We start from the raw sequence: 25488 nt of genomic DNA on the forward strand, positions 1-25488 counted from the left end.
CAACAACGCGGGAATATCATGGGAACATCCGGCATACGACCCGCGCGAGGCACCATGGACGCCACACACACGAAAGCCGCGGGCGCGGCAGTGCCCCCCGGCTACCGATGGGCCCTGATCGTCCTGGCCGTCGCCGCGGCCCTTTTCCTCATCTGGATTGCGGTCCAGGGCCGGGCGCGCGAGCAGCGGACCATCGCCCGCATCCTGACCACCCAGGGCGAGACCCTTATCCGCGCCGTCGAGGCCGGCCGGCGCATGGGCCTGCGCGGCCTTGAGGGGCGGCAGTTCCGCCTGCGCGCCCTGATGGACGAGATGGTCCGCGAGGGCGACCTGCGCTTTGTGGCCGTCATCGACGAAAGCGGCAACATCGAGAGCCTGAGCGAGGCAGAGGAGGACGGCGCCGCCGCACAGGCCGCGTCCCTATCCTCGCTGTCGGCCACGGACGAGGCCGCCTGGGTCATCCTGCGCGAAGGCCGGGATCCGATCTTCGTGGTCTTCCGCCTGTCGCGGCCGCCCCGCCGGCCGATGCGCAACTCCATGCACGGGGGCATGCACTCCCCGGAACCGCAGCCCGAGGGGCGAGTGACCATCGCCGTGGGACTCGATGCCACCCTCTACCTGCAGGCCGCGCGCAAGGACGTCCTGACCCTGGCCATGGCCGCAGGGCTCGGGCTGACTCTCGTCTTCGCCGGCGGCGCCTCGGCCTTCTGGCGGCGCAAGGTGGCCGCCCTGCAGGACGAGGTGGCCCGCCAGGAACGCCTGGCCGCCATGGGTACCCTGGCCGCGGGCGTGGCGCACGAGATCCGCAACCCCCTGAGCTCCATCAAGGGGTTCGCCACGTATTTCCGGACCAAGTTCGAACCCGGCTCCAAGGACCATGAGCTGGCCGAGGTCATGATCGGCGAGGCGGACCGGCTGAACCGCGTCGTCTCGGAACTGCTCGACCTGACGCGCCCTTCGGAGCTGCGGCTGGCCGACACGGTCCCGGCGGAGCTGCTGACCCATGCCCTCAGGCTCGTGGAGGACGATTGCCGATCGCGAGGCATCGCCGTGCAGACGCGCTTCGGCGACGTCGGCCCGGTTGCGCTGGACGCGGACCGCATGCTGCAGGCCGTCCTGAATCTGCTGCTGAACGCTATCCAGGCCATGCCGGACGGCGGGACGCTGAGCGTTTCGGCCCAGGCCGTGCGAGACCGCCTGGAACTGCGCGTGGCCGACACGGGCCCCGGCATCCCGCGGGAGGACCTGGACCGGGTCTTCGACCCCTATTTCACCACCAGGAACCAGGGCACGGGGCTGGGGTTGGCCACGGTGCGGACCGTCGTCGAGGCCCACGGCGGCCGCGTGCGCATCGTCTCGGAGCCCGGGCGCGGGACCGAGGTGACCCTGGATCTGCCGAAACGAGGAGAGAAAAGATGAAGGCGCGCATTCTCGTGGTCGACGACGACCGGGCCCACCTGACCATGCTCACGGCCATGCTCGAAAGCTGGGGCTACGAGGTCGAGACGGCCCCGGACGGCTCGGACGCCGTCGACATGGTCCGTCGGAAGGCCTACGACGTGATCCTGACCGACGTGCGCATGGCCGAGGTGGACGGCATCGAGGCCCTGCGGCGCATCAAGGCCTTCAACCCCTGCCTGCCCGTGCTGATCATGACCGCCTACTCCTCCGTGGACACGGCCGTGGGCGCCCTCAAGGCCGGTGCCTTCGACTACCTGCACAAACCTCTGGATTTCGACGAACTGCACGGCGGACTGGAACGGGCGATGGAGCACGGCGGCCTGCGGCAGGGCCAGGAAGGGGAGTCGGCCCCGGCCCCGGCCGGCATGATCGGGTCGGCGCCGGCCATGCGCGAGCTTTTCGCCATGATCCGGGCCGTGGCCCCGTCCGAGGCCTCGGTCCTGGTGCTGGGCGAGTCCGGCACGGGCAAGGAACTGGTGGCCAAGGCCCTGCACGAGGGCAGCCCGCGCGGTGCGCGTCGCCTGGTCACGGTCAACTGCGCGGCCCTGGCCGATAATCTGCTGGAAAGCGAGCTTTTCGGGCACGAGAAGGGCGCCTTCACCGGGGCCCAGCGCCAGCGAGACGGCCTTTTCGTGCAGGCCGACGGCGGGACGCTGTTCATGGACGAGATCGGCGAGATGCCCGTGGCCCTGCAGGCCAAGCTGCTGCGGGCCCTGCAGCAGGGCGAGGTGCAGCGCCTGGGCAGCGACAGGCCCGTGCGCGTGGACGTGCGGATCATCGCCGCCACCAACCGCGACCTGCAGGCCGAAGTGGCCGCAGGGCATTTCCGCGAGGACCTTTACTACCGCCTGAACGTCATCGCCCTGCGCGTTCCGGCCCTGCGGGAAAGGTCGGAGGACATTCCGCTCCTGGCCAGACATTTCCTCGACCGCTTCGCCCAGCGCAACCGCAAGAGCTTCCGCGGGTTCACCCCCCGCGCCATGGACCTCATGCTGCGCCACGACTGGCCGGGCAACGTGCGCGAGCTGGAGAACGCCGTGGAGCGTGCGGTCATCCTCGCCCCGGGCGACATGATCACGGAAAGGGACCTGCCCGCGGGCCTGCGCGCCGACGAGCAGGGGCAGGATGGCCCCGGACACGCCGCAGGGCTGTCTCTGGAGGACGCCGAGCGCGAGGCCATCGCGCGCACCCTGGAACAGGTCGGGCACAACAAGAGCGAGGCCGCGCGGGTGCTGGGGGTGACCAGGGTCACCCTGCGCAACAAGATGAGGAAGTTCGGACTAGACCTGTGAGAGGCTTCAGTAGCGCTCGGGGGCGTAGCGGTCGGCCGCGCGGTTGTCGGCCAAGTCCGTTTCCACCAGCTGGATGAGCAGGCCGGCCTGTCCGTAGGGCTGGTGGGCCAGGCAGGTGCCGTCGGGGGCGATGACGCTCGTGGCCGACTCCTGGCAGGCCAGGGCGTAGTTCACGCTGGCGAAGTAGACGCCGTTCTCCGCGCTGCGGCAGATCATGGCCTTTTCGTAGTAGGGCGCGTCGGGGTCGCACCAGTGCCGGGGCGTCTGCCCGGCCACGTTGCTGCCCGTGCACTGCGGGTGGAAGACGATGCTGGCCCCGCGTCGCGCGGCCCAGCGCACGGTTTCCGGGTATTTCCAGCCTTCGTCGCAGATGACCACGCCGAACCTGACCCCCGCCATTTCGAACATCCGTCTGCCCTTGCCGGGTACATAGATGTCCTCCTCGCCGGGATCGAGCTGGATCTTGCACTGCGTCCCCACGATGCCGCCGGTGGGCGAAATGACCTGGACCATGTTGAAGAGGCCCTTGTCCGAGGGCCATTCCATGGGCAGGATGACGCCGATGGAATGTTCGGCAGCCTTCCGCCGGATGAGGTCGCGGGCCTCACGGATCTGGTGCTGTTCGCAGAGCGGGATGCGGAATTTCCGGCCACGCAGCCCAGGCAGATACGCCGCGGGAAAGCAGAGGAGCTCGACGTCGAAGGACGCCGCATGGGAGATGTAGCCGAGTATCGTCTCGACGGCGTCGTCGATGGACGCGGGAACGGGTGCGGTGGCGAGTCCGATGCGCATGTGCAGTCCTTGGTGGGGCGGTGGTCGGAAACCGCTTTGCACATAATGGAAATTCCCAGGAAATTCAAGGCTAAGGCGAGGGGGTCAGGGGACGGGCGCGAACTCGGCGATCTTGGTGAGCAGGACGTTCATGTCCGTCAGGGGCTTGAACAGGATATCCGACGTGGTCAGTCCGATGGCTGAGAGACTCTCGGGCAGGTTGTATTCCACCGAGCCCGTGAAGATGATGAACCTGAGTTTGGGATCGAGGCGGCAGGCGCGCAGGATGAACTCGTTGCCGTTCATGTCGGGCAGGCGCATGTCCACGATGCAGATCTGGGGCTTGCCCGTTTCCACCTGGCGCAGACCGTCCTCGGCGTTGGGGGACGTCATGACCGTATGGCCGTGGTCCTCCAGGTAGTCGGCCAGCGAGGAGCGGAGAAAATCCTCGTCCTCGATGATCAGGATTACGGGGGGCATGGACATGGGGGCTCCGGTATCGATGCGTTTGTCATACAAATGTCTTACGAATTGTCAGTAAGTAATATTGCATATTCGATGTTTCCAGACAAGACTCAGGATGCGTACGGATGTGCATCCGCCCCCCAAAATGCGCCGTTCGCCGAGGGCTGACCGACGGGATCGACGTTGCGGACCCGTCCCGGAGAGATGTCAGGGACCGACAAATCAGGCGGTTGGCAAGGCCCGGCGCGGGGAGGCGACGGTCAGCGGCGGCGTGGCGCAGGCCAGTGGCCAGTTGCGGGACGCCGATGGCGACGCGCCGTACAGGGGGCCCAACGTCCCTCTGACCGAGAAAGGCGTGCCTGCCTTGTGAACTATGGTACGAAAGGAGCGACCGGAATGAGCCGGACCATCGTATCACCGCAGCAAGGGAGGACTATATGCCAATCGTGTCCATCGGCAGCCTGGATCAGACGCGATTCCAGGAACTCGTCACCAGGAAGAGGGCCGTATCGGCCGTTCTCAGCACCCTCATCCTGGTCATCTGCTTCGGTTTCATCCTGATTCTGGCCTTTCGCCGCGATCTCCTGGCACTCAAGGTCGGTGAGCACCTGACCCTCGGGGTGCCCGTGGGGCTGGCCGTCATTCTCTCGGCCTGCGTGCTGACCGGCATCTACGTGGCCTGGGCCAACAGCGTCTACGACGAATCCGTGCGCGACCTCGTGGACGGCATGAAAGGGGGCGTCAAATGACCGAGTTCACCTCGACCATCGGGCAGCCCAACGCCGTGTCCATCGGCTTCTTCCTGGCCTTCGTGGCCTTCACCCTGGTCATCACCTACTATGCGGCCAAGCGCAGCAGGACGGCCTCGGAGTTCTACGCCGCGGGCCGTTCGGTCACGGGCCTGCAGAACGGCGTGGCCCTGGCCGGCGACTACATGAGCGCCGCGTCGTTCCTGGGCATCGCCGGGCTCGTGTCCCTCAAGGGCTACGACGGCCTCATCTACTCCATCGGCTTCCTCGTGGGCTGGCCCGTCATCATGTTCCTCATCGCCGAGCCCCTGCGTAACCTGGGCAAATACACCTTCGCCGACGTGGTGGCCTACCGCCTGCGCCAGAAACCCATCCGCGTGGCCGCCTCGTGCGGTTCCCTCATGACCGTGGCCTTCTACCTCATCGCGCAGATGGTCGGGTCCGGGTCCCTGGTCAAGCTCATGTTCGGGCTGCCCTACGAGACGGCCGTCATCGTGGTCGGCGCCATCATGATCACCTACGTGCTCTTCGGGGGCATGCTGGCCACGACCTGGGTGCAGATCATCAAGGCCGTGCTGCTCCTTGGCGGCGCGACCATCGTCGTGATCATGGTCCTGGCGCGCTTCGACTACGACCCCGTCAACCTCTTCGACGCCGCCGTGCTCCGGTACGGCCCCAAGGTCCTGGAGCCGGGCGGACTGGTCTCCAACCCCTGGGACGCCGTGTCCCTGGGCATCGCCCTCATGTTCGGAACGGCCGGCCTGCCGCACATCCTCATGCGCTTCTACACCGTGCCCGACGCCAAGGCCGCGCGCAAATCCGTGTTCTACGCCACGGGCCTCATCTCCTATTTCTACATCCTGACCTTCATCATCGGCTTCGGGGCAATGGTCCTCGTGGGCCAAGACGTCATCACCGGCTTCGACAAGGGCGGCAACATGGCGGCGCCCCTCCTGGCCGAGGTCACAGGCGGCATCATGTTCCTGGGCTTCATCGCGGCCGTGGCCTTCGCCACCATCCTGGCCGTGGTGGCCGGGCTGACCCTGGCCGGGGCCACGACCTTCTCCCACGACCTCTACGCCAACGTCTTCCGCTCGGGCCGCTCCACCGAGGAGGCCGAGGTGAAGATGGCCAAGCGCGCCACCGTGGCCCTGGGCATCCTGGCCATTGGCCTTGGCATCGCCTTCAAGGGCCAGAACGTGGCCTTCATGGTCGGCCTGGCCTTCGCCATCGCCGCCAGCGCCAACTTCCCGGCCCTGCTCCTGTCCATCGTCTGGGGACGGTTCAGCACCGTCGGCGCCACGGCGAGCATTGCCGTGGGGGCCGTTCTCGCGGTAGGGCTGATCATCCTGAGCCCCACTGTCTGGGTTGACGTGCTCGGCAATGCCCAGGCGATCTTCCCGTGGAAGAACCCGGCCCTCATCTCGCTGCCCGCCGCCTTCATGGCCGGGTGGCTGGGATCGATCCTGGTTCCTGACGCCGACGCGCAGACCAAGTACGAGAGCCAGCGCGTGCGCAACTACCTCGGGGTGGGCGCGGAATAAACCGGGGCGGCCCTGGCCGCCCCACAGCGGAGTCGCATGGGTTCCGACGAGTCATGCTTCCAAGGCCCGGCAGGCGAGATCGCCGGGTCGGGCCCGGATCTGGCCCGCAGCGTCCGCAGGCTGCGGGATCTGGTCCTGCGTTGCGCAGACCAGGGGATAGACGGGATCGGCGTCGGCCGCCTCGTGGCCGAGGCCAACGACCGGATTCTCTGCAGCGCCGCCGCCATGGCCGAAGCGGAGCTGGGGCCGCCTCCCTGCGGGTATTCCCTCATGGTGCTGGGCAGCGAGGGACGCCGGGAGCAGCTCCTGGCCACGGACCAGGACAACGCCCTGGTCTTCGCCGTGTCCGCCGAGCCAGCCGCAGCCTATTTCGAAGCCTTGGGCCGGCTGTTCCTCTCGATGCTCATCGAGGCGGGCGTCCCGCCATGCCCCCATGGCGTCACGGTGGACAACCCCGTCTGGCGGCGCTGCGCCGCGGCCTGGCGCGACGGCGTGAGCGCCATGACGCGCATGGTCGACGCCGACGCCGTCCTTCATCTGACCCAGCTGGCCGATGCCCGCCACGTCCACGGCGAGGCCCCCCTGTTCGAGAACCTGCGCGGGCACGTGTCGCGTCAGGTCAGGGACACGCCCGTCCTGCTCATGTACATGGCCCGCGAGGCCCTGCGGTTTCCTCCTCCCTTGGGCTTCTTCAACAGCCTGGTCGTCGAACGCCACGGGCCGGGCAAAGGCGCGCTGGACATCAAGAAGGGCGGAGTCTTTCCCCTGACCCAGGGCATCAAGACCCTGGCCTTAGAGCACGGGCTGCGCGAAACGGGCACCCTGGACCGCCTGCATGCCCTGCGCGGCGAAGGCGTCTTTTCCGCGGGCATGGCCACCGGCATGGAGGAGGCGCTGCGCCATTTCCAGGACCTGCGACTGCACGCCCAGGCCGCGGCCGTCCGTGCCGGGATGTCCCCTGACAACTTCATCCATCCGGAGAGCCTGGACGTTGGCGAGCACGAAAAGCTCATAAAGTGCTTTAAGTTCGTGACCGGTTTCCAATCATTTCTCCACGCCAAATACGGCCTGCACCTTATTTCCTGAAATCGATCCCTGATCGCGTCGGAGTTTGTTGCGCACTTATTGTTCGTTATCGAACATAAAATGTTGACTTGTGAATATTGATGCTCAATAGTTTTTCCGTTTCGCTCAGCAAACGGACATTTTATCGCCATTGAGCAAGGGTTTCCGTGAGCACCTCCCCCCATTGCATGAGTCACGAGTTGCGGACCTTCCTGGACCGCTTTGATTTCGCCTCCTGTCTGGTCTGCGGCTCCTGCGCAGGCGGTTGCCCGGTCACGGGAACGCCCGGCATGGACGGATGGGACACGCGCAAGGTAATGCGCCTGCTGGCCAACGGCCTGGTCGGCGAGGTCGTGGCCTCGGACTTCCCCTGGCTGTGCACGGGCTGCGGCCGCTGCGCCGGCGTCTGTCCGGCCGGCATCGACATACCCTCGGTCATGGCGCACATGAAGAGCCTGCGCCCCCGCGAGGCCGTGCCCGGGTCCCTGCACAAGGGCATGGCCAACAACCTGACCACGGGCAACAACCTGGCCATCGGCCGGGAGGAGTACCTCGAAGGCATGCGCGACCTCGGCCGCGACCTGGCCGAAGAGTGCCCCGGCTTCTACGTGCCCGTGGACAGAAAGGGTGCCGACATCCTCTTCTTCCCCAACTCCAAGGAAGTGTACGGCGACTTCGAGGACCAGTTCTGGTGGTGGAAGATCTTCTACGCCGCCCGCGAGAACTGGACCGTCCCGTCCGAAGGCTGGGAGGCCGTGGACTGGGCCCTCTTCACCGGCAACTACGAAGCCAACCGCGAACTGGCCCGGCGCAAGATCGACTACATGCGCGCCAACTCCATCGGGTCCATGATCATGCCCGACTGCGGCGGCGGGTCCTACGGCTGCCGCAAGGGCATGAGCGCCCTAACGGCCGAGAACCCCGACAACGCCGTGGGCTTCGTCTACCTCTACGACTATCTCCTGAACCTCATCCGCACGGGCCGCATCCGCCTGGACAGGTCCGTGCACCGCGGCAAGCGCTTCACCTACCACGATTCCTGCAAGCACGGCCGCGAACTGGCCGCCCACTACGGCCACGGCTACTTCGACGAGCCCCGCGAGATCGTCGCCGCCTGCGTCGATGATTTCGTCGAACTGACCCCGACCCGGGACAAAAACTTCTGCTGCGGCGCCGGCGGCGGCATGTGGCCCATGCCCTACGAACAGCAGTCCGCCTGGCACGCCCGCTACAAGTACCGCCAGATCAAGGACTCCGGCGCCGACGTCGTGGTCGTGGGCTGCTCCAACTGCCGCGACCAGATCATGCGCCGCATCCCCAAGTTCTACCCCGACTGCGACTACGAGGTGAAATACCTTTGGCAGCTCGTGGCCGAGGCCCTGGTCATCGAACCGTGGGATGAGGCGCGCATCGCCGCCGCACGCGTCGAGGAGAGGGAGCAGTGGGAGCGGCTGGGGGTGGAGGAGTAGGCGATGCCTCCGGCGGGCAGGGGGCGCGGCCCCCTGCACCCCGGGCGGGTTTTCGGAAAGTTAACGAGTTGACCACTGGACGGTCGTTATTCAGCCCGGCATGTCCGGGCTTTTTCGTTCCGTAAAAGCGTCGAAGAGGATGGACATGCCGACCAGGGCCGTTCCCTGGGCGCAGGCGTCGAGGATGTCCGAGTCGCGCCAGCCGAGGTCGCGCAGATCCTGGATGTCCCGGGCATCTGTGACCTCCCGCGCCAGCATCTTGCGCACGAAGCGCAGCAGGGCGTTTTCCTCTGCGCTGAAGGCTGCGGCGTCCGCTCCCGCGTCCAGGTTTTCGAGGTCCTCCCCCGTCAGGCCCGCCTTGGTCAGCCACTTCCTGTTCAGGCTTCGGCAATGGTCGAAGCAGGCTTGCCGCGCCGCAAGGAAACGGATGGCCGCCAGCACGGGGAACGTCAGCCGCTCGTGGCGCATGAAATAGCCGATCTGGTCGAACTGCAGGCGCAGAAGCTCAGGGCTCGCGCTCAGGAGCTGCAGGGGGGCGGGAACTTCGGTGCGGCCCCTGAAGTGGCCGTAGATGCCGGCCACGTCGCCCGCAGCCTGGCCGGGTTTCTGGTACTCGAGAAGGAACATGGGGAATCTCCGTAGTAGACCGGTCGTCTAGTAAAAGGTTCAAAAAATGATGCCGGGAGGCATCGGTTCAGGCCAGCAGGACGTCGAAGACCATGGCCTGGAAATTGTCCAGCGGTTCGGGCCCCGCCGCGGCCTTCATGCGCATCAGGGCACCCTGCCAAGCCGAAACTATGAAGCGAGCGGTGGCCTCGGGCTCGAAGCACGGCTTGAGTTCTCCGCGGTCCCGCGCCTGGCGCAGGACAACGGTCACGGCCCGGATCAGGCTTTCGAGGGCGGCGTGGAGCTTTTCCCGGAAGGCCGGGTTCACGTCGCCCATTTCCTGGGCCAGGTTGCCGATGGGGCAGCCCTTGATGAAGCCCTCCGCCGCGAAATAGTCCCGGAACCAGAGGAAAAAACGGGCCAGGCGCGCGAGGGGCGGCAGGGTTTCGTCCCGCAGGATCGGGCCGGTCTCCTCCGCGAGCCAGGCGCGGTAGTGATCCACCAAGGACAGTCCGAACTCCTCCTTGCTCTTGAAATAGAAATAGAAGGAGCCCTTGGGCACCCCGGCCGCCGACAGGATTTCCTGCAGGCCGGTGGCGGCGTAGCCCTTGAGGTGGATGATGCGTCCCCCGATGTCGAGGATGTGCTGGCGGGTCGCGGCTGACATGGTTTTCAAGTAGACCGGTCGTCTATTACCGTCAAGACATTTTCCATCTGCGGCGTCCCTTCATGCCGTGGCGAGGGCCGCGGACATGGCCGCGTCGAAATTGACGTCCAGGACGGACGCGACGTCGGCGTCGATACGGCCGTCCTCGGCCAGGCCGCGCATGAAGCTCCGTGCCTCGTCACGTTTCAGGCCCCGCCGGTACGGGCGGTTCTGGACCATGGCCTGGAAGATGTCCGCCACGCGCATGATGCGTGCCGGCAGCGGCATGTCGGCGGCGTGAAGATGAAAGGGGTAGCCGCTGCCGTCGGGCTCCTCGTGGTGGTAGGAGGCCCAGGCCGCGATGTCGTCGAAGCCCGGGATGCGGTGCAGGATCTGGTAGGTTTCGAAGCTGTGCGTGTTGATCACGAAGCGCTCCAAAGGTTCGAGCCTGTCCGGTTTGTCCAGGATTTCATCGGCCACGCGCAGTTTGCCCAGGTCGTGCAGCAGGCCGGCGATCTCGAGCAGGGCGCACGTTTCGTCATCCAGGCCCGACAGTCGCCCGAGGAGCAGGGCCACCCGGCTCACCCCCTGCGAGTGTTCGGCCGTGAAGGGGCTTTTGGCATCGACGATGCGCGAGAAGATGATCGAGAGCTTGCGCAGGTCGCCGAGATCCACGAATTGGCTGACGGATTTCGAGAGTTCGGCCTGCAGGTAAGCCTCCGCGGCGCGGGGCTCAAGACGAAGCCAGAAGGCCTCGGTGCGCGAGGCTTCGAGAAAATGTGCGACGAGTTCGGGCGCGAAGTAGGTTTCGCTGTGCGACTGGATCTGGTCCCGGATCCGTTCGGCGTGGGCCAGGACGGTCTTGTCGGCGTGAAAGGAGGCGGCCATTGCGTCCACGCGGTCCGTCAGCAGGATCAGGTTGGCGCGCAGGGCCAGTTCGGACGGGACGTCCTCGTCGCGGAGCCTGTTCCAGGGCGTGTGGTGATGGAGAATGGGCTCCGCCATGACCGAAAGGGGGCCGAAGTCGGCCAGCAGGTCATGCCCCGTCCGGCAATGCCGCCAGGCTTCGGGCCAGTCGAACTCCGTGACCAGATGCTGGTGCACACGTGTCGAGGACACGCCGATGTCGTGGAGCAGGCCGAGGTCGAAGAGGAACGACCGCTCATCCTCCTCCAGGCCCATGACCGCAGCGCATTCGGCGGCCATGATACCGACTCGCTTGCCGTGGCCGACATCATCGACGCCGACGAGATCCAGCGCGTCGGAAAGGGTCAGGACGATGCGGCGAAAATCGGTGTGGAACGGCATGGGCGTTTCTCCTGGATGCGAGAGGTGCTCGTAAAGGCCTGGACCGCCGGCTTGCCCCTGGTGCGGCGACCCCGAGACGGATGGGACGGAATGAGCGTCGAGGCTATCACGACAAGCCCGCAAGTCAAGACAAGGCGGACGTGTTCGCGACGGTGACGACGCCGTACAGGCCCTTGCCCACGATATGGTTTTGCCCTAGGTTTGCGCCCTTACGACCAATCTTTCAGCGGGGTTTGCCATGATCCACCCGAACATCCTCTCCCTCATCGGCGCCACACCCGTGGTCTATCTGAACCGCGTCTTCCCGCACCCCCGCATCCGCCTGGCCACCAAGCTCGAAGCCCAGAACGTCGGCGGGTCCATCAAGGACCGCGTGGCCCTGGCCATGATCGAGGCGGCCGAGGCTTCGGGGGAACTGACACCGGACAAGACCGTCATCGAGGCCACCAGCGGCAACACCGGCGTGGGGCTGGCCATGGTCTGCGCCGTCAAGGGCTACAAGCTGACGCTGCTCATGCCCGACTCGGCCTCGGAGGAAAGGAAGCGCATCATGCGCGCCTTCGGGGCGGAACTGCGGCTGACGCCGGGGCGCCTGGGCACGGACGGCGCCATCGAGGAGGCCTACCGCCTGGCGCGCGAGGAGCCGCAGACGTACGTGCTCATGGACCAGTTCAACAACCCGGCCAGCATCGCCGCGCACTTCATCGGCACGGGGCAGGAGATCATCGCCCAGACCGAGGGACGGGCCACGCACGTGGTCGTCAGCCTCGGCACCTCCGGCACGGCCATGGGCATCGCCAAGCGCATGAAGGCCTCGGCCCCGCACATCAAGGTCGTGGCGGTGGAGCCCTACGCCGGGCACAAGATCCAGGGCCTCAAGAACATGCAGGAGTCCTATCCCCCCGGCATCTACGACAAGCGCGCCCTGGACCGCATCGTCCACGTCGAGGACGAGGAGGCCTACGAGTGCGCCCGTCGGCTGGCGCGGGAGGAGGGGATTCTTTCGGGCATGAGCGCGGGAGCGGCCCTGGCCGGTGCCCTGCGCATCGCGGGCGAGCTGGACGCGGCCGGTGAGGAGGGCCTTATTGTCTTCATCTGCCCCGACACGGGCGAGCGCTATCTTTCGACCACGCTCTTCGCGCCGCCGGCCAGGCACGGGCTCGGGGTGCGCAGCGTGGCTTCCGAGTGCCTGGAGATCCTGGTCAGCCCGGCGGGCGGGCACGCCCTGTTCACGCCGGGGCCGAGCCTCGACGAACTGGGGGATCTGGAGGTCTGGCGGCGGATCGTGTGGCTCGACGTCCTGACCCGGGCCCTGGCGGAGCGGGGGCAGCCCGCGCGCATGGCCGTGGGCCTGGCCGATATGGACGACCGCGCCCTGGCCGCGGCCCGCGAGGCCAAGGTCGCCGCGGCGGAGTTCGGGGCCCGGGCCCAGACCGTGATGCTCGATCAGGCCCGCGCCCTGGGCGTCTCGGACAGCGTCGTCTTCCCCCTGGCCGGGGCCAGCCGGGAACGCGCCCTTGGCCTGGCGCGCAAGCTCCTGGCCAAGGGGCAGGCCTACGAGAAACTGCGCTCCGTCTATTTCGACGTGACCCGCGACAAGACCTACGGCCGCACCTCCTGCGTGGACACTGCCGGCATGAACGTCGGCCACACCGTGGACCTGGCCGACTACGTCAAGGAGAATCCGGCCGACTTCACGCTCCTCAAGCGCGCGACCCTGCAGGACCTCAAGCTCGGCGACGTCCTCGAAACGGAGTGGGGCAAGGTCCGCCCCAGCTGGTTCCTGCAGCTCGCGGCCGCGGCCCTGGACTCCCTCGGCACCGTTTCGGTCATGCTCGTGGCCGAGGCGCACCGCTTCCCGCATCTCGACAATTTCAGCGCCATCTGGAACGCGGGCGCCGGCGTGCGGCCCCTGGCCTGGATGGTGGCCCAGCCCGTCACCCCGCGGGAGCCGGACCTCGCCTTGCCGCTGCTGCCCGAGGCCCTCGGCCTGGTGGAAAGCGGGGCGGCCCTGCGCCTGTGGTTCCTGTCGGCCTCGTACCTCAAGTCCCTGGCCTTCTCGCCCGAGAGCCTGGCCATGTGGTCCAAGAACCAGCGCCGCCTGCAGGACGCCTACGCTGCCGCCGTTCTGGGCGGGAAGGGCGAGGGCGTTTCGCCGGACATGGAGCAGGCCATCTACGACCTGAAGACGGCCTTCACGACGGCCCTGGAGGACAATCTGGACCTGGCCCACTTCTGGCCGGCCCTCTTCGCCTTCGCCAAGACCGTCAACGCCCGCGCCGCCAGGCTGAGCGCCCAGGAGGCCAAGCTCGTGGCCGAGCAGCTCCTGGCCTGTGACCGCGTCCTGGGCTTCCTGGACCACGCGCGCCTTCCCCTGGCGCCTCGGAACTGGCCTGCCGCCGCCGCCGACCTGGTCGCCCGCCGCGAAGAGGCCCGCAAGGCCAGGGATTTTGCCCAAGCCGACGCCCTGCGCGCCGAACTGGCGCTCATGAACCTGCGCCTTGAAGATCACCCCCAAGGCCCACGCCTGTTCATCCAGGAGGCCCGTACATAACGTCCATTATACCGTCCATCAACCGACAGGAGCCGCCATGACCCACCATGCCATCGGAACCGTCAACGGCCTTTACCCGTCCCTGACAACCATCGTCGGCAGCGTGGTCGACGGCCGTCCCAACTGGATGACCGTGGCCCACGTCGGCATCATGAATCACGCCATTGGCGAGGTGCCGCAGTACCTGGGCATTTCCGTCCACCCCTCGCACCTGACCAACGTCGGCATCCGCGAGCACGGCCAGTTCAGCATCAACGTGCCTTCGCGTTCCATGCTCGAGGTCACGGACTACGTCGGCATCGTCAGCGGCAAGTCCACGGACAAGAGCGGGGTTTTCGAAGTGTTTCAGGGGGTGCTGGAATTCGCGCCCATGATCGTCGAGTGCCCCCTGACCATGGAGTGTCGGGTGCGGCAGACGGTCATGGTCGGGGAGCATGAGCTTTTCATCGGCGAACTGGTCCAGACGTACGCCTGCCAGGACTGTCTCACGGACGGCAAGGTGGACCTGCGTAAGGTCGACCCTCTCCTGTTCGACTTCACCCGCATCCTCTACTGGTCCCTGGGCGAGGTTGTCGGCAAGCCCTGGAACGCCGGCAAGGCCCTGAAGAAGGACCGGGGCTAGGCAGGTTCCATGGTGACGGTTGGGAGGATCGGGCCGGGGCAGAAGGGGTCGCGGTCCCGGGCGATGTCGAGGCCCAGGCCCGAGGTCACGGCCGGGCAGCCGCCGCAGACCGTCGCGATGGAGCAGTCCAGGCAGGCCCGGCTGCGTTTGCGGTAGCGTGCGGCTTGTGGGCCGTCGTAGATTTCCCCGAGGCCGGACCGGGAGATGTCTCCGATCTGCGAGGGGAACTTGCGGCAGGCGTGCACCTCGCCATCGGGCAGCAGGGCCATGAAGTTGAAGGCCGCGCCGCAGCCGAAGCCCGTGCAGCCCCCGAAGGTCTGCCGCCCCGAGCGGGCCAGATGGGCGTTCAGCATGTTGTCCTTGAAAGACAGCACGGAAAGTCTTTCCGCCGCGCGGCAATACTCCTCGAGAAAGTCCTGGAAGGCGGACGGCTCGGGCAGGGCCAGGGCCGCGCCGCGGCCCACGGGCGAAAGCCGGTTGAAGGCCAACCCCCACACGCGTCCCTCCAGCAGTTCGGCCAGGGGCAGGACCTGGTGCATGTTGTCCCGTGTCAGGGTCAGCATGACCTGGCCCTGTATGTCGAGGTCCCGCAGCACGTCCAGGAAGCCCATGACCCGTTCGAAGTGGCCGCGGCCGCGGATGGCGTCGTTGTGTTCGGGGAGGCCTTCCAGGCTGACCTGATAATAGACCGGCCGAGCGATGGCGGCGATTTCCGCGATCCGCTCCCGAGGCGCCGGGTTGCCGAGGATGGCCAGGGCAAAGCCCTCGTCGGCCGCGCGGCGGTAAACCCCCAGGAAATGCGGGTACATGAGAGGGTTGCCCCCCGACATGCTGATCTGTCCGCGCACGTTGCGCTGCCGGCAGAAGTCCCGGAAATCTTCGATGACATCCATGGCCCGGGCCAAAGGCGTTTCCGGTCGGTCGCTGCGGTCGTAGCAGTGGCGGCAGGACAGGTCGCAGGACTGGGTCAGGTGCCACTGCAGGGTGAAGACCTCGGCCGTTTGCGCACTCTCCGGGCAAGGGGAGCCGCCTGGGCTTTCCGTGACGCCACGCCGGATTCGAGAGGGCGGGGCCAAGATGAGACCCTTGGCCACGGCCCGCTGCAACAGCGTCCGGACCAGTCCCGGCTCGGCGTTGGCCTCGTGCGCGGCCGCGTCCGGGTCGAGGCCTTCCGCCACGATCTTGAGGGCGGCCAGGTCTTCGGGCGCGGCGACTTCGACGCGGACCATGCCGTCCATCTTCCAGACCAGGACCATCTCCTGTCCGGGCACAGCCTGTTGCCGCGCCGGGTTCCCGCGCAGCAGGTCGATGCAGCCCAGCGATTCGAGGGCGCACAGCTGCAGCGCCGGGTTGATCACGGGGCTGTCCCCATCCGGCGGATAGGCTGCGGACAAGCGGCCTACGGCATCCACGGCCAGTTCCAGCGTGCAGAGGTCGGGAGTGAAGAAGGGGGCCTGTCCGAGGCGGACCATGTGCCGCAGGACTTCTGGTGGGGCGGCCTCGTCGTTCAGGGCCCGAATCGTGCCGTCGGCCAGAAAGGATGCCGTCACGGGGCATCTGTCACGGAACGTGGATGTCTTCATGTTCTCGCCGTCCAAAGGGCTGAAGAAGGTGGCCGGATTTCCGGCTGTTCGGTTCCCCGCGCAAAAGACAAGGGGGCCCAAGGCCCCCTGGCTTCAGACATTGAAACGCTACTGTTTCTTGGGTGTTTCGGTGCTCCCGGCACCGGTTTTGGCTCCGCCGCCTCAGCCGCTTCCGCCCGGGGCGGGTTTCGTCGAATTTCCGTCATCGGTGCTCCCGGCACCGGTCTTGGCTCCGCCGCCTCAGCCGCTGGCCGCGAGGACGGTCGTCCCGACGCTTGCGCCGGCCAGCAGCGCCGTGAGACAGCAGCCGGCCAGGACTTTTTTCAGATCATCCTGCATAGTCCACCCTCCATGACACGGTTCGAGCTCTCATCATGCGTATAAATGCGAATGAGAACTATGAATAGTTTGTATCTATTCCAGTATCGCGGAGATAGTCAACACGGATCTGCGCAGACGCGGTTGCGTGACAATGTCTGCGGCGAAGGGCATTCCGTCGGCGAAAAAAAATCCCCCGGGCGGAAGGTCCGGGGGATCGGGTCGGGGCCGTTCGCAGCGGGACGTCAGCCCGCGCACGTCTGGGGCTGGCGCGCGCACAGGGCCTTGTGCAGGGCGATCTGCGCCGTGGCGAAGTGGTCGCGCTCGACCACGAACTGCATGTTGGTCTGACGCGCGGTCTGGGACACGGCCAGGATGTTGATGCCGTCGGCGGCCAGGGCCCCGGCCGCCTTGGCCAGGATGCCGGGCTGGCCGATGTTGGAGCCGATGGCGCAGACGATGGCCACCTTGCGCAGGGTGATCTGCTCGAACCTGTCCTGCAGTTCGGCGATCATCTCCGGCTTGCAATCGCGGTCGCCGATGATCATGCCGATGGTGTTGGCGTTGGTGGCCTTGCTGATGTAGGAGATGTCGTGTTTGGCCAGGACCTGCAGGATGCGCAGGTCGAAACCGACCTCGCCGACCATGCGCGTGTCGTGGACCTCCATGCAGGTGACCTTGTCCGAGCCTGTCACGATCTCGACCATGGACTTGGGGGCGATGAAGTCCTTGGTGATGAGGGTGCCGGCGTGGTCCGGGTCGAAGGCGTTCTTGATGCGGATGGGGATGTTGTTGATCTCCAGGGGCTTCGACGCCTTGGGGTGGATGGCTTCCATGCCCACGTCGGCCAACTGGTCGGCCACGTCGAAGTTGGTGCTGCAGACCGGGTGGATGTTCTCCACGCCCATGAGCACCGGGTCCCCGGAGCAGAGGTGGTATTCCTTGTGGATGATGGCCTCGGACGCGCCCAGGAGCACGGCCACCTTGGAGAAGGTGACCTCGGAGTAGCCGCGGTCGAATTCGCGCATGATGCCTTCGGTGCCCTTGGTGTAGCCCGTGGCGAAGCAGATGGTCTTGAAGGGGTCGATGCCCTCGAAGCTGGCCTTGATGCGTTCGTCGATGGTCAGCTGCCTGCTGTCCTCCCAGCCGCTCAGGTCGACGAAGGTGGCGTCATAGCCTCGGTTCTGCAGGATGTTGGCCGAGTTGAAGGCGCTGTGCATCTCGCCCAGCGAGGCCAGCAGCTCGCGCGCGGCCAGGAGCAAGGCCTTGCGGGACACGTAGCCCGAGGCCAGGACGTTGTCCATGCTGCGCAGGATGTTGATGGCCAGGTCGATGTGGTCGTCGACGAACTCGTTGGCCGCGGCCAAATCGAGACCCGCGGGGACGAAGGTCTCGTTCAGCTTGAAAAGATGGTCGCGCAGGGCCAGCATCTTCTTGGGGTAGTTCTCCTGGTTGCGGAAGAGCTGGTAGATGCCCGGCTCGCCGCTCTTCTTGTGCTCCAGGAGCTCGTTGGTCACGCCGCCGTAGGCCGAGACCACGTAGATGCGGCCGTAGACGTCGCCTGGGTTGCGCAGGATGATGTTGTCGACGATCTCCGGAAAGCGGGACATGGACGTTCCGCCGATCTTTTCGACGCGAAGTTTGGCTTTCATGGGCTGTCCTGGAAGGCTGAGGGGTGAAGGGGCGCCGCGGACAGGGCCGGCCGCGCCCGAAAGCCATTGAGGGATATTTCCTAAGGCGGCCAAGCGTCAATACGGGCGAAAAAGAAAATCGATTTTCGACGACCGCGCCGTGCGGACCCGGGCCAGGTTTGACGCCCGGGACCGCCGGGGCTACAAGGGCGCAAATCAGCAACCCGAGCAGGTAACCATGAAGCGACTCCTTGCCCTCGTCCTCCTTCTCCTTTCCGTCCTGCCCGCCTCGGCCGAGGGGCCCGTGCACGGCCTGGCCATGAACGGCCAGCCCAAGTACGGCCCGGACTTCACCCACTTCGACTACGCCAACCCCGACGCACCCAAGGGCGGGACCGTGCGCCTGGCGGCCACGGGCACCTTCGACAGCTTCAACCCCTTCATCGTCAAGGGCAACTCGGCCGACGGCCTGGGCCTGCTCTTCGACACCCTGACCGAGCAGTCCCTGGACGAACCCTTCACCGAGTACGGGCTTGTGGCCGAGCGCATCGAACTGGCCCCGGACCGTTCCTCCCTGACCTTCCGCCTGCGCAAGGAGGCCCGTTTCCACGACGGCAGCCCCGTGACGGCCGCCGACGTGGCCTTCACCTTCAGGACCCTGGTGGAGCAGGGCAACCCGCACTACGCCCAGTACTATGCCGACGTGGAGCGGGTCGAGACCGCCGATCCCCTGACCGTGACCTTCTTATTCAAGCCTGGCGCCAGCCAGGAGTTGCCCCTCATCCTCGGCCAGTTGCCCGTGCTTCCGGAGAAGTTCTGGCAGGGTAGGGATTTCTCCGCCTCCTCCCTGGAGGTCCCCGTGGGCAGCGGGCCCTACCGCGTCGGCGAGTTCAAGGCCGGCCAGCGCCTGACCTTCGTGCGCGACCCCGGCTACTGGGGCCGCGACCTGCCCGTGAACAGGGGACGGCACAACTTCGATACCATCATCTACGACTATTACCGCGACCTGACGGTCACCCTGGAGGCCTTCAAGGCCGGGGAGTACGATTTCCGCCAGGAGTACAACTCCAAGCAGTGGGCCACGGGATACACGGGCCCGGCCGTGGAACGCGGCCTGATCCGCACCGAGAGCATCCCGCACAAGCTGTCCCAGGGCATGCAGTGTTTCGCCTTCAACACGCGTCGCGCGATCTTCGCCGACTCCCTGGTTCGCAAGGCCCTGACGCACGCCTTCGATTTCGAGTGGAGCAACCGCAACCTCTTCTACGGCCAGTACGCCCGCTCCACGAGCTTCTTCTCCAATTCCGACATGGCCTCCTCCGGCGCGCCGACGGCAGAGGAGAAGGCCATCCTCGAACCTCTGGGGCTGCCCGCCGAGGTGTCGACGCAGGCCTTCAGCCTGCCGGCCACCGACGGCAGCGGCAACATCCGCGAGAACCTGCGCACGGCCGCAGACCTGCTCAAGGAGGCCGGCTGGGTCGTGCAGAACGGCAAGCTGACCAAGGACGGCAGGCCCTTCGTCTTCGAGATGCTCCTCGTGCAGCCGGACTTCGAGCGCGTGGTCCTGCCGTTCCAGCGCAACCTGGCGCGACTCGGCATCACCATGAGCGTGCGCATGGTCGACACGTCGCAGTATCTGGAGCGCCTGCGCGGCTTCGACTTCGACATGATCGTGACCAGCTTCCCCCAGTCCCTGTCACCGGGCAACGAGCAGCGCTCCTTCTGGCACTCGGCCTCGGCCGACATGCCCGGGTCGCGCAACTACTGCGGCATCAAGGACCCGGCCATCGACAAACTGGTGGACCTGGTCATCGCCGCCCCGGACCGCGAGAGCCTCATCCTGCGCTGCAAGGCCCTGGACCGAGCCCTGCTGTGGGGCTGGTATGTCATCCCGCACTGGCACGCCACGTCCTGGCGCGTTGCCTTCTGGGACAAGTTCGGGCGGCCGACCAAACTGGCCGACTACGGGCTCGATTTCCAGTCGTGGTGGGTCGACCCGCAGAAGGAGAAGGACCTGGCCGGGAAGCGCAAGGGTGCGGGGCTGAAGTAGGGTGCGGCTCCATCCAAAAACTGTGTTTGCATGAATATAAGAGAAAAAACATGGATTCCCGCCTGCGCGGGAATGACTCGGCAATCATTGCGACAGTTCGGCGTTCTCTTCCGACGGAAGCCGCACGCATCGTCAGAGTGTCATCCCCGCGCAGGCGGGGATCCAAGGGTCGCGTGGATTGAACTTGCGCCCCCGCTGGCGTCATCCCCGCGCAGGCGGGGATCCATGCCTTTCTTTTGACGCACAACAAACGTGAACCGATAACATCCGGAAACAATGCTCGCCTACATCCTGCGCCGTCTGGCCCTCATCGTCCCGACACTGCTGGGCATCCTGACGCTCAATTTCTTCATCATCCAGGCTGCGCCCGGCGGGCCCGTGGAGCAGATGATCGCGCGCCTGCAGGGCCTCGACGTGGCGGCCGCGGCCAGGGTCAGCGGCCCGGGCGGCGACGCGGGAGGCGGCTCCCAGGCGGCCCAGGCGTCCTCGAAATCGGCCTACCGCGGGGCCCAGGGCCTGGACCCCGACGTGGTGGCCCGCATCGAGCGCATGTACGGCTTCGACAAGCCCATCTGGGAGCGCTACGTGCAGATGCTCGTCAGCTACGCCACCTTCGACCTGGGCGAGAGCTTCTTCCGCAGCAAGGGCGTGCTCGAACTCATCGGCGAGAAGATTCCCGTGTCCCTGTCCCTGGGGCTGTGGAGCACCCTCATCATCTACGCCCTGTCCATCCCGCTCGGGATCATGAAGGCCGTGCGCCACGGTTCGCGCTTCGACGTCTGGACCAGCGCCGTCATGATCGTCGGCAACGCCATCCCGGTCTTCCTCTTCGCCATCCTCCTCGTGGTCCTGTTCGCGGGCGGGAGCTACTTCGACTGGTTCCCCCTGCGCGGCCTGACCTCGCCGGGCTGGTCCGAGTTTTCCCTGTGGCACAAGGTCACGGACTATTTCTGGCATCTGGCCCTGCCCGTGACGGCCATGGTCATCGGCGGCTTCGCCACTCTGACCATGCTGACCAAGAACTCCTTCCTGGACGAAATCGGCAAGCAGTACGTGGTCACGGCGCGGGCCAAAGGCGTCACCGAGCGCGGCATCCTCTACGGCCACGTCTTCCGCAACGCCATGCTCCTGGTCATCGCCGGGTTTCCGGCGGCCTTCATCTCCATGTTCTTCACCGGGTCGCTCTTGATCGAGGTCATCTTCTCCCTGGACGGCCTGGGCCTTTTGGGCTTCGAGGCGACCATCAGCCGCGACTACCCCGTCATGTTCGGCTCCCTCTACATCTTCACCCTCATCGGCCTGCTCACCAAGATCATCTCGGACCTGACCTACGTGCTGGTGGATCCGCGCATCGACTTCGAAGGCAGGGAGGGCCGATGAACCCCATCACCCGTCGCCGGCTGCGCGCCTTCCGGGCCAACAGGCGCGCCTTCTGGTCCCTGTGGATCTTCCTGTTCATCTTCCTGGCCAGCCTCGGGGCCGAACTCGTCGCCAACGACAGGCCGCTGCTGGTCTGGCACGATGGGGGCCTGTACGCGCCGGTCCTGAAGAAATACCCCGAGACCGTTTTCGGCGGGGATTTCGAGACCGAGGCCGTGTACCGCGACGCCTACGTCCAGGAGCTCATCGAGGCCAAGGGCTGGATGCTCTGGCCGCCCATCCGCTACAGCTACAAGACCATCAACTACGACCTGCCCGTGCCCGCCCCGGCCCCGCCCTCGGCCGAGAACTGGCTCGGCACCGACGACCAGGGCCGCGACGTGCTGGCCCGCATCATCTACGGCGTGCGCCTGTCCGTGCTCTTCGGCCTGACCCTGACCCTGGGCAGTTCCGTCGTCGGCGTGGCCGTGGGCGCCTTCCAGGGCTACTACGGCGGGTTGACGGACCTGGCCGGGCAGCGCTTCATGGAGATCTGGTCGGGCATGCCCGGGCTTTTCATCCTCATCATTCTGGCCTCCATGGTCGAGCCGGGCTTCTGGTGGCTTTTGGCCGTGACCATGCTCTTCTCGTGGATGAGCCTCGTGGACGTGGTGCGGGCCGAGTTCCTGCGCGGCCGCAACCTGGAGTACGTGCGCGCGGCCAGGGCGCTGGGGCTGCCTGACCGGGTCATCATGTTCCGGCACATCCTGCCCAACGCCATGATCGCCACCGTGACCTTCCTGCCTTTCATCGTCAGCGGGTCCATCACCACGCTCACGTCCCTGGACTTCCTCGGCTTCGGCCTTCCGCCGGGCTCGCCGTCCCTGGGCGAGCTGCTGGCCCAGGGCAAGAACAACCTGCAGGCTCCCTGGCTCGGGCTCTCGGCCTTCGCGGTCCTGGGCGCCATACTGAGTCTTCTGGTCTTCATCGGAGAAGGAGTGCGCGATGCCTTTGATCCCCGCCACAACGCCTAGCCGGCCGCCCGCGACGCCGGAGGCGGACCGCGCGGAGGCGCTCTTGAGCATCCGCGACCTGCGCGTGGATTTCGCGGTGGAAGGGCGGAGCGTTGCGGCCGTGCAGGGCGTGTCCCTGTCCGTGCTGCCGGGACGGACCACGGCCCTGGTGGGGGAGAGCGGGTCGGGCAAATCCGTGACGGCTCTCTCGGTCCTGCGTCTGCTGCCCCCCTCGGCGCGCGTCGTCGGCGAGATCCGTTTCGAGGGGCGCGACCTGGCAGGCCTGGACGAGGCGTCCCTGCGCGAGGTGCGCGGCGGGCGCGTCGGGATGATCTTTCAGGAGCCCATGACCTCCCTGAACCCCCTGCACGCCATCGGCCGCCAGATCGGCGAGGCCGTCGGCCTGCATCGGCCCGGCGCCGACGCCCGGGCGCGCACCCTGGAGCTTCTGGATCTCGTGGGCATCCCGGACCCGGCCTCGCGCCTGGGGGCCTTCCCGCACCAGCTCTCCGGCGGGCAGCGGCAGCGCGTCATGATCGCCATGGCCCTGGCCAACGACCCGGCCCTGCTGATCGCCGACGAGCCGACCACGGCCCTGGACGTGACCATCCAGTCCCAGGTCCTGGAACTGCTGCGTGACCTGCAGCGGCGGCTGGGCATGGCCATCCTGCTCATCTCCCACGATCTGGGCGTGGTGCGCCACATGGCCGACGAGGTGCACGTCATGCGTGAGGGCCGCATCGTCGAGCACGGCCCGCGCGAGGAGATCTTCGCTACGCCGTCGCACCCATACACCAGGGCCTTGCTGGCCAGCGCGCCGGCGGGGCGGCCGGACCCTCTGGACGAGGCGGCCGGGAACCTGGTGGAGGCCAGGGGCGTGCGGGTCTGGTTCCCGCAGGGGAAGAGTCTCTTCGGGCGTCCCAAGAGTTTCATCAAGGCCGTGACCGACGCGGACCTGACCATCCGTCGCGGCGAGTCCCTGGGCGTGGTCGGGGAGAGCGGCTCGGGCAAGACCACCCTGGGCCTGGCCCTGCTGCGCCTGTTGCCGAGCCGAGGCGAGGTCGTCTTCGACGGGCAGGAGCTGTCGGCCATGCGCGAGAGGCAGGTCCGGGACCTGCGCCGGAATTTCCAGATCGTCTTCCAGGACCCGTATGGCAGCCTCAGCCCGCGCATGACCGTGGGCCAGATCGTGGCCGAAGGCCTCGACGCGCACAGGCTGGCCTCCGGCCCCGAACGGGAGCGGCGCATCGCCGAGATCCTGGAGGCCGTGGACCTGGACCCCTCCGCCATGCACCGCTACCCCCACGAGTTCTCGGGCGGCCAGCGCCAGCGCATCTCCATCGCCCGGGCCCTGATCCTGCGGCCCGAATTCGTGGTCCTGGACGAGCCCACCTCGGCCCTGGACCGCACGGTGCAGTTCCAGATCGTCGAGCTGCTGCGCGATCTGCGGGCCCGCTTCGGCCTGACCTACATGTTCATCACCCATGACCTGGCCCTGGTGCGGGCCCTGTGCCACCGCGTCGTCATCATGAAGGACGGCCGCATCGTGGAGCAGGGGGAGACCGCGGCCATCTTCGAGCGGCCCGGCCAGGACTACACCCGCGCCCTGCTGGCCGCCGCCCTGGAGTGAGACCGTGAACTTCGCGCGCAGATTCGTGTCCCCCGCCTTCCTGCCGGTCTATTTCTTCGCAGCGACAATCCTTCTGGGCGGCTTCCTCCTGCACCTGTCCGCCTCCCAGAACGGGACGTCCATTTCCTGGATCGACGCCATGTTCACCTCGGTCTCGGCCACCTGCGTCACGGGGCTGGCCGTGGTGGACACGGGCACGACCTTCTCGACCTTCGGACTGAGCATCCTGGCCGTGCTGATCCACGTCGGCGGCCTGGGCGTCATGACCTACACGAGTCTGGTCTTCTACCTCTGGCGCCGGCGCGTGACCCTCACGGACCGCCTGGCCGTGGGCGAGTCCCTGCTCGGCGACCCGTCCTTCAGGCTCGGGCGGTTTCTCGTCCACGTCTTCGTGGTCTGTCTGAGCATCGAGGCCGCCGGGGCCGTGGCGCTGCAGGCCTTCACCCGCGGCGAGATGGGCTGGTTCGGGGCCTTCTTCCACGCCGTCTCGGCCTTCTGCAACGCCGGTTTCGCCCTCTACCCGGACAACCTCATGCGCTTTGCCGGCAACCTGCCCGTGAACCTCGTCTTCATGCTCCTCATCTTCCTGGGGGGCATCGGCTTCTACGTGCTGGTGGAACTGCCCGGGTTCTTCGGTTCGCTCCTGGGCCTGAGGCGCCTTTCGGGCCGTCTCAGTTGGCAGAGCTCGCTGGTCATCCGCACCAGCCTGTGGCTCGTCTTCATCGGCTGGTTGGTCTTTTTCTGCATAGAGCAGCGCCAGGACGGGCTCCTCACGGCCATGCTGCAGAGCCTCTTTCAGTCCGTCACGGCCCGCACGGCCGGGTTCAACACCATGGACATCGGCGTCATGACGGACACGTCCCTCTTCGTGCTCATCCTGCTCATGATCATCGGCGGCTCGCCAGGGTCCTGCGCCGGCGGCATCAAGACCACGACCCTGCGCGTGCTGCTGGGCTTCGGCGCCTCCCAGGTCAAAGGGCGCGAGCAGGTCGTGGTCGAGGGCTACGCCGTGGACGGCCCGACGGTGAACAAGGCCATGACCCTGACCATCCTGGCCGTGGTTCTCGTCCTGGCCTCGGTCTTCGTCCTGACCATGACCGAGGGGGCCAACGTGCCGCACCAGATGGTGCGCGGCAAGTTCATCGAACTCTTTTTCGAGGCTGCGTCGGCCTTCGGCACCGTGGGACTGAGCACCGGCCTGACCCCGAAGCTGTCGGCCCCGGGAAAGTTCGTCATCATGCTGCTCATGTTTGTCGGGCGCCTGGGGCCCATCGTCTTTCTGACCATGCTGCAGGCCTGGCAGACCCGTGAACATTTCCGCCGCGCGGAACGCAACATGCTCATCGGCTAGG

At 66.7% G+C, this 25488-nt stretch carries 20 protein-coding genes and 1 pseudogene; 13 read left to right on the top strand and 8 right to left on the bottom strand.

The features are described 5' to 3' along the window. The first annotated feature begins 54 nt into the window (after window positions 1-54). Both zraS and ACZ5AC_RS06080 read left to right on the top strand, forming a co-directional pair. On the top strand, window positions 55-1419 hold the full coding sequence (gene zraS, locus ACZ5AC_RS06075) for a two-component system sensor histidine kinase ZraS (protein ID WP_464250062.1): 1365 nt from the start codon (window positions 55-57) through the stop codon (window positions 1417-1419). Next, window positions 1416-2753, top strand: coding sequence for a sigma-54-dependent transcriptional regulator (locus tag ACZ5AC_RS06080; protein ID WP_464250063.1), 1338 nt, complete (start codon window positions 1416-1418; stop codon window positions 2751-2753). The genes zraS and ACZ5AC_RS06080 overlap by 4 nt, the downstream gene beginning before the upstream one ends. Before the next feature lie 6 nt (window positions 2754-2759). On the opposite strand, the gene ACZ5AC_RS06085 is transcribed toward ACZ5AC_RS06080, so the two are convergent. Beyond that, window positions 2760-3545, bottom strand: a complete 786-nt coding sequence (locus tag ACZ5AC_RS06085; protein ID WP_464250064.1) for a carbon-nitrogen hydrolase family protein — start codon at window positions 3543-3545, stop codon at window positions 2760-2762. Window positions 3546-3629: 84 nt separating this feature from the next. Beyond that, entirely contained in the window at window positions 3630-4010 is a 381-nt protein-coding gene (locus ACZ5AC_RS06090) for a response regulator (RefSeq protein ID WP_464250065.1), read from the bottom strand. Between the two features lie 416 nt (window positions 4011-4426). On the opposite strand from ACZ5AC_RS06090, the gene ACZ5AC_RS06095 reads away from it, so the two are divergent. The 4 genes from ACZ5AC_RS06095 (at window position 4427) to ACZ5AC_RS06110 (ending at window position 8816) form a co-directional block, all read left to right on the top strand. Further along, a complete protein-coding gene (locus ACZ5AC_RS06095; protein WP_464250066.1) occupies window positions 4427-4738 on the top strand; it encodes a DUF485 domain-containing protein in 312 nt (103 codons plus the stop codon). After that, the gene (locus ACZ5AC_RS06100; protein WP_464250067.1) at window positions 4735-6282 is read left to right on the top strand and encodes a sodium:solute symporter family transporter; all 1548 of its coding nucleotides are present in this window, start codon (window positions 4735-4737) and stop codon (window positions 6280-6282) included. Before ACZ5AC_RS06095 ends, ACZ5AC_RS06100 begins: the two co-directional genes overlap by 4 nt. Before the next feature lie 36 nt (window positions 6283-6318). Next, window positions 6319-7368 (top strand): putative nucleotidyltransferase substrate binding domain-containing protein, encoded by a 1050-nt coding sequence (locus tag ACZ5AC_RS06105; RefSeq protein WP_464250068.1) that lies wholly within the window; start codon window positions 6319-6321, stop codon window positions 7366-7368. Between the two features lie 146 nt (window positions 7369-7514). Continuing rightward, a complete protein-coding gene (locus ACZ5AC_RS06110; protein ID WP_464250069.1) occupies window positions 7515-8816 on the top strand; it encodes a (Fe-S)-binding protein in 1302 nt (433 codons plus the stop codon). Between the two features lie 90 nt (window positions 8817-8906). Here ACZ5AC_RS06110 and ACZ5AC_RS06115 read toward each other — a convergent pair whose 3' ends face one another. The 3 genes from ACZ5AC_RS06115 to ACZ5AC_RS06125 form a co-directional block, all read right to left on the bottom strand. Beyond that, the gene (locus tag ACZ5AC_RS06115; protein WP_464250070.1) at window positions 8907-9443 is read right to left on the bottom strand and encodes a carboxymuconolactone decarboxylase family protein; all 537 of its coding nucleotides are present in this window, start codon (window positions 9441-9443) and stop codon (window positions 8907-8909) included. Window positions 9444-9510: 67 nt separating this feature from the next. Then, window positions 9511-10089, bottom strand: coding sequence for a TetR/AcrR family transcriptional regulator (locus ACZ5AC_RS06120; RefSeq protein WP_464250601.1), 579 nt, complete (start codon window positions 10087-10089; stop codon window positions 9511-9513). A 60-nt stretch (window positions 10090-10149) separates the two neighbouring features. Beyond that, window positions 10150-11376 (bottom strand): HD domain-containing phosphohydrolase, encoded by a 1227-nt coding sequence (locus tag ACZ5AC_RS06125; RefSeq protein WP_464250071.1) that lies wholly within the window; start codon window positions 11374-11376, stop codon window positions 10150-10152. Between the two features lie 238 nt (window positions 11377-11614). Here ACZ5AC_RS06125 and ACZ5AC_RS06130 point away from each other — a divergent pair, with 238 nt between their 5' ends. Then, complete coding sequence (locus ACZ5AC_RS06130; RefSeq protein WP_464250072.1) at window positions 11615-13930, top strand: cysteine synthase; 2316 nt, start codon at window positions 11615-11617, stop codon at window positions 13928-13930. A 37-nt stretch (window positions 13931-13967) separates the two neighbouring features. Then, complete coding sequence (locus ACZ5AC_RS06135; protein ID WP_464250073.1) at window positions 13968-14552, top strand: flavin reductase family protein; 585 nt, start codon at window positions 13968-13970, stop codon at window positions 14550-14552. Here the strand turns inward: ACZ5AC_RS06135 and sbtM are convergent. The 3 genes and pseudogenes from sbtM to ACZ5AC_RS06150 form a co-directional block, all read right to left on the bottom strand. Further along, window positions 14549-16135 (bottom strand): thio(seleno)oxazole modification radical SAM maturase SbtM, encoded by a 1587-nt coding sequence (gene sbtM / locus ACZ5AC_RS06140; protein ID WP_464250074.1) that lies wholly within the window; start codon window positions 16133-16135, stop codon window positions 14549-14551. The two genes, ACZ5AC_RS06135 and sbtM, sit on opposite strands and share 4 nt — an antisense overlap. 162 nt (window positions 16136-16297) lie before the next feature. Beyond that, a pseudogene (gene sbtA, locus ACZ5AC_RS06145) lies at window positions 16298-16474 on the bottom strand (SbtA family thio(seleno)oxazole RiPP natural product precursor). A 224-nt stretch (window positions 16475-16698) separates the two neighbouring features. Then, entirely contained in the window at window positions 16699-18105 is a 1407-nt protein-coding gene (locus ACZ5AC_RS06150; protein ID WP_464250075.1) for an aspartate kinase, read from the bottom strand. A 217-nt stretch (window positions 18106-18322) separates the two neighbouring features. Here ACZ5AC_RS06150 and ACZ5AC_RS06155 point away from each other — a divergent pair, with 217 nt between their 5' ends. The 5 genes from ACZ5AC_RS06155 to ACZ5AC_RS06175 all read left to right on the top strand — a co-directional run bounded on the left by ACZ5AC_RS06155 (window position 18323) and on the right by ACZ5AC_RS06175 (window position 25487). Continuing rightward, window positions 18323-20134, top strand: a complete 1812-nt coding sequence (locus ACZ5AC_RS06155; RefSeq protein WP_464250076.1) for an extracellular solute-binding protein — start codon at window positions 18323-18325, stop codon at window positions 20132-20134. A gap of 276 nt (window positions 20135-20410) precedes the next feature. After that, on the top strand, window positions 20411-21514 hold the full coding sequence (locus ACZ5AC_RS06160; protein ID WP_464250077.1) for a microcin C ABC transporter permease YejB: 1104 nt from the start codon (window positions 20411-20413) through the stop codon (window positions 21512-21514). Continuing rightward, window positions 21511-22527, top strand: coding sequence for an ABC transporter permease (locus tag ACZ5AC_RS06165; protein WP_464250078.1), 1017 nt, complete (start codon window positions 21511-21513; stop codon window positions 22525-22527). The genes ACZ5AC_RS06160 and ACZ5AC_RS06165 overlap by 4 nt, the downstream gene beginning before the upstream one ends. 43 nt (window positions 22528-22570) lie before the next feature. Beyond that, window positions 22571-24136, top strand: a complete 1566-nt coding sequence (locus tag ACZ5AC_RS06170; protein WP_464250079.1) for an ABC transporter ATP-binding protein — start codon at window positions 22571-22573, stop codon at window positions 24134-24136. A gap of 4 nt (window positions 24137-24140) precedes the next feature. Then, a complete protein-coding gene (locus ACZ5AC_RS06175) occupies window positions 24141-25487 on the top strand; it encodes a TrkH family potassium uptake protein (RefSeq protein ID WP_464250080.1) in 1347 nt (448 codons plus the stop codon). The last annotated feature ends 1 nt before the right edge of the window (window position 25488 follow it).

Source organism: Desulfomicrobium aestuarii (genome assembly GCF_055385525.1).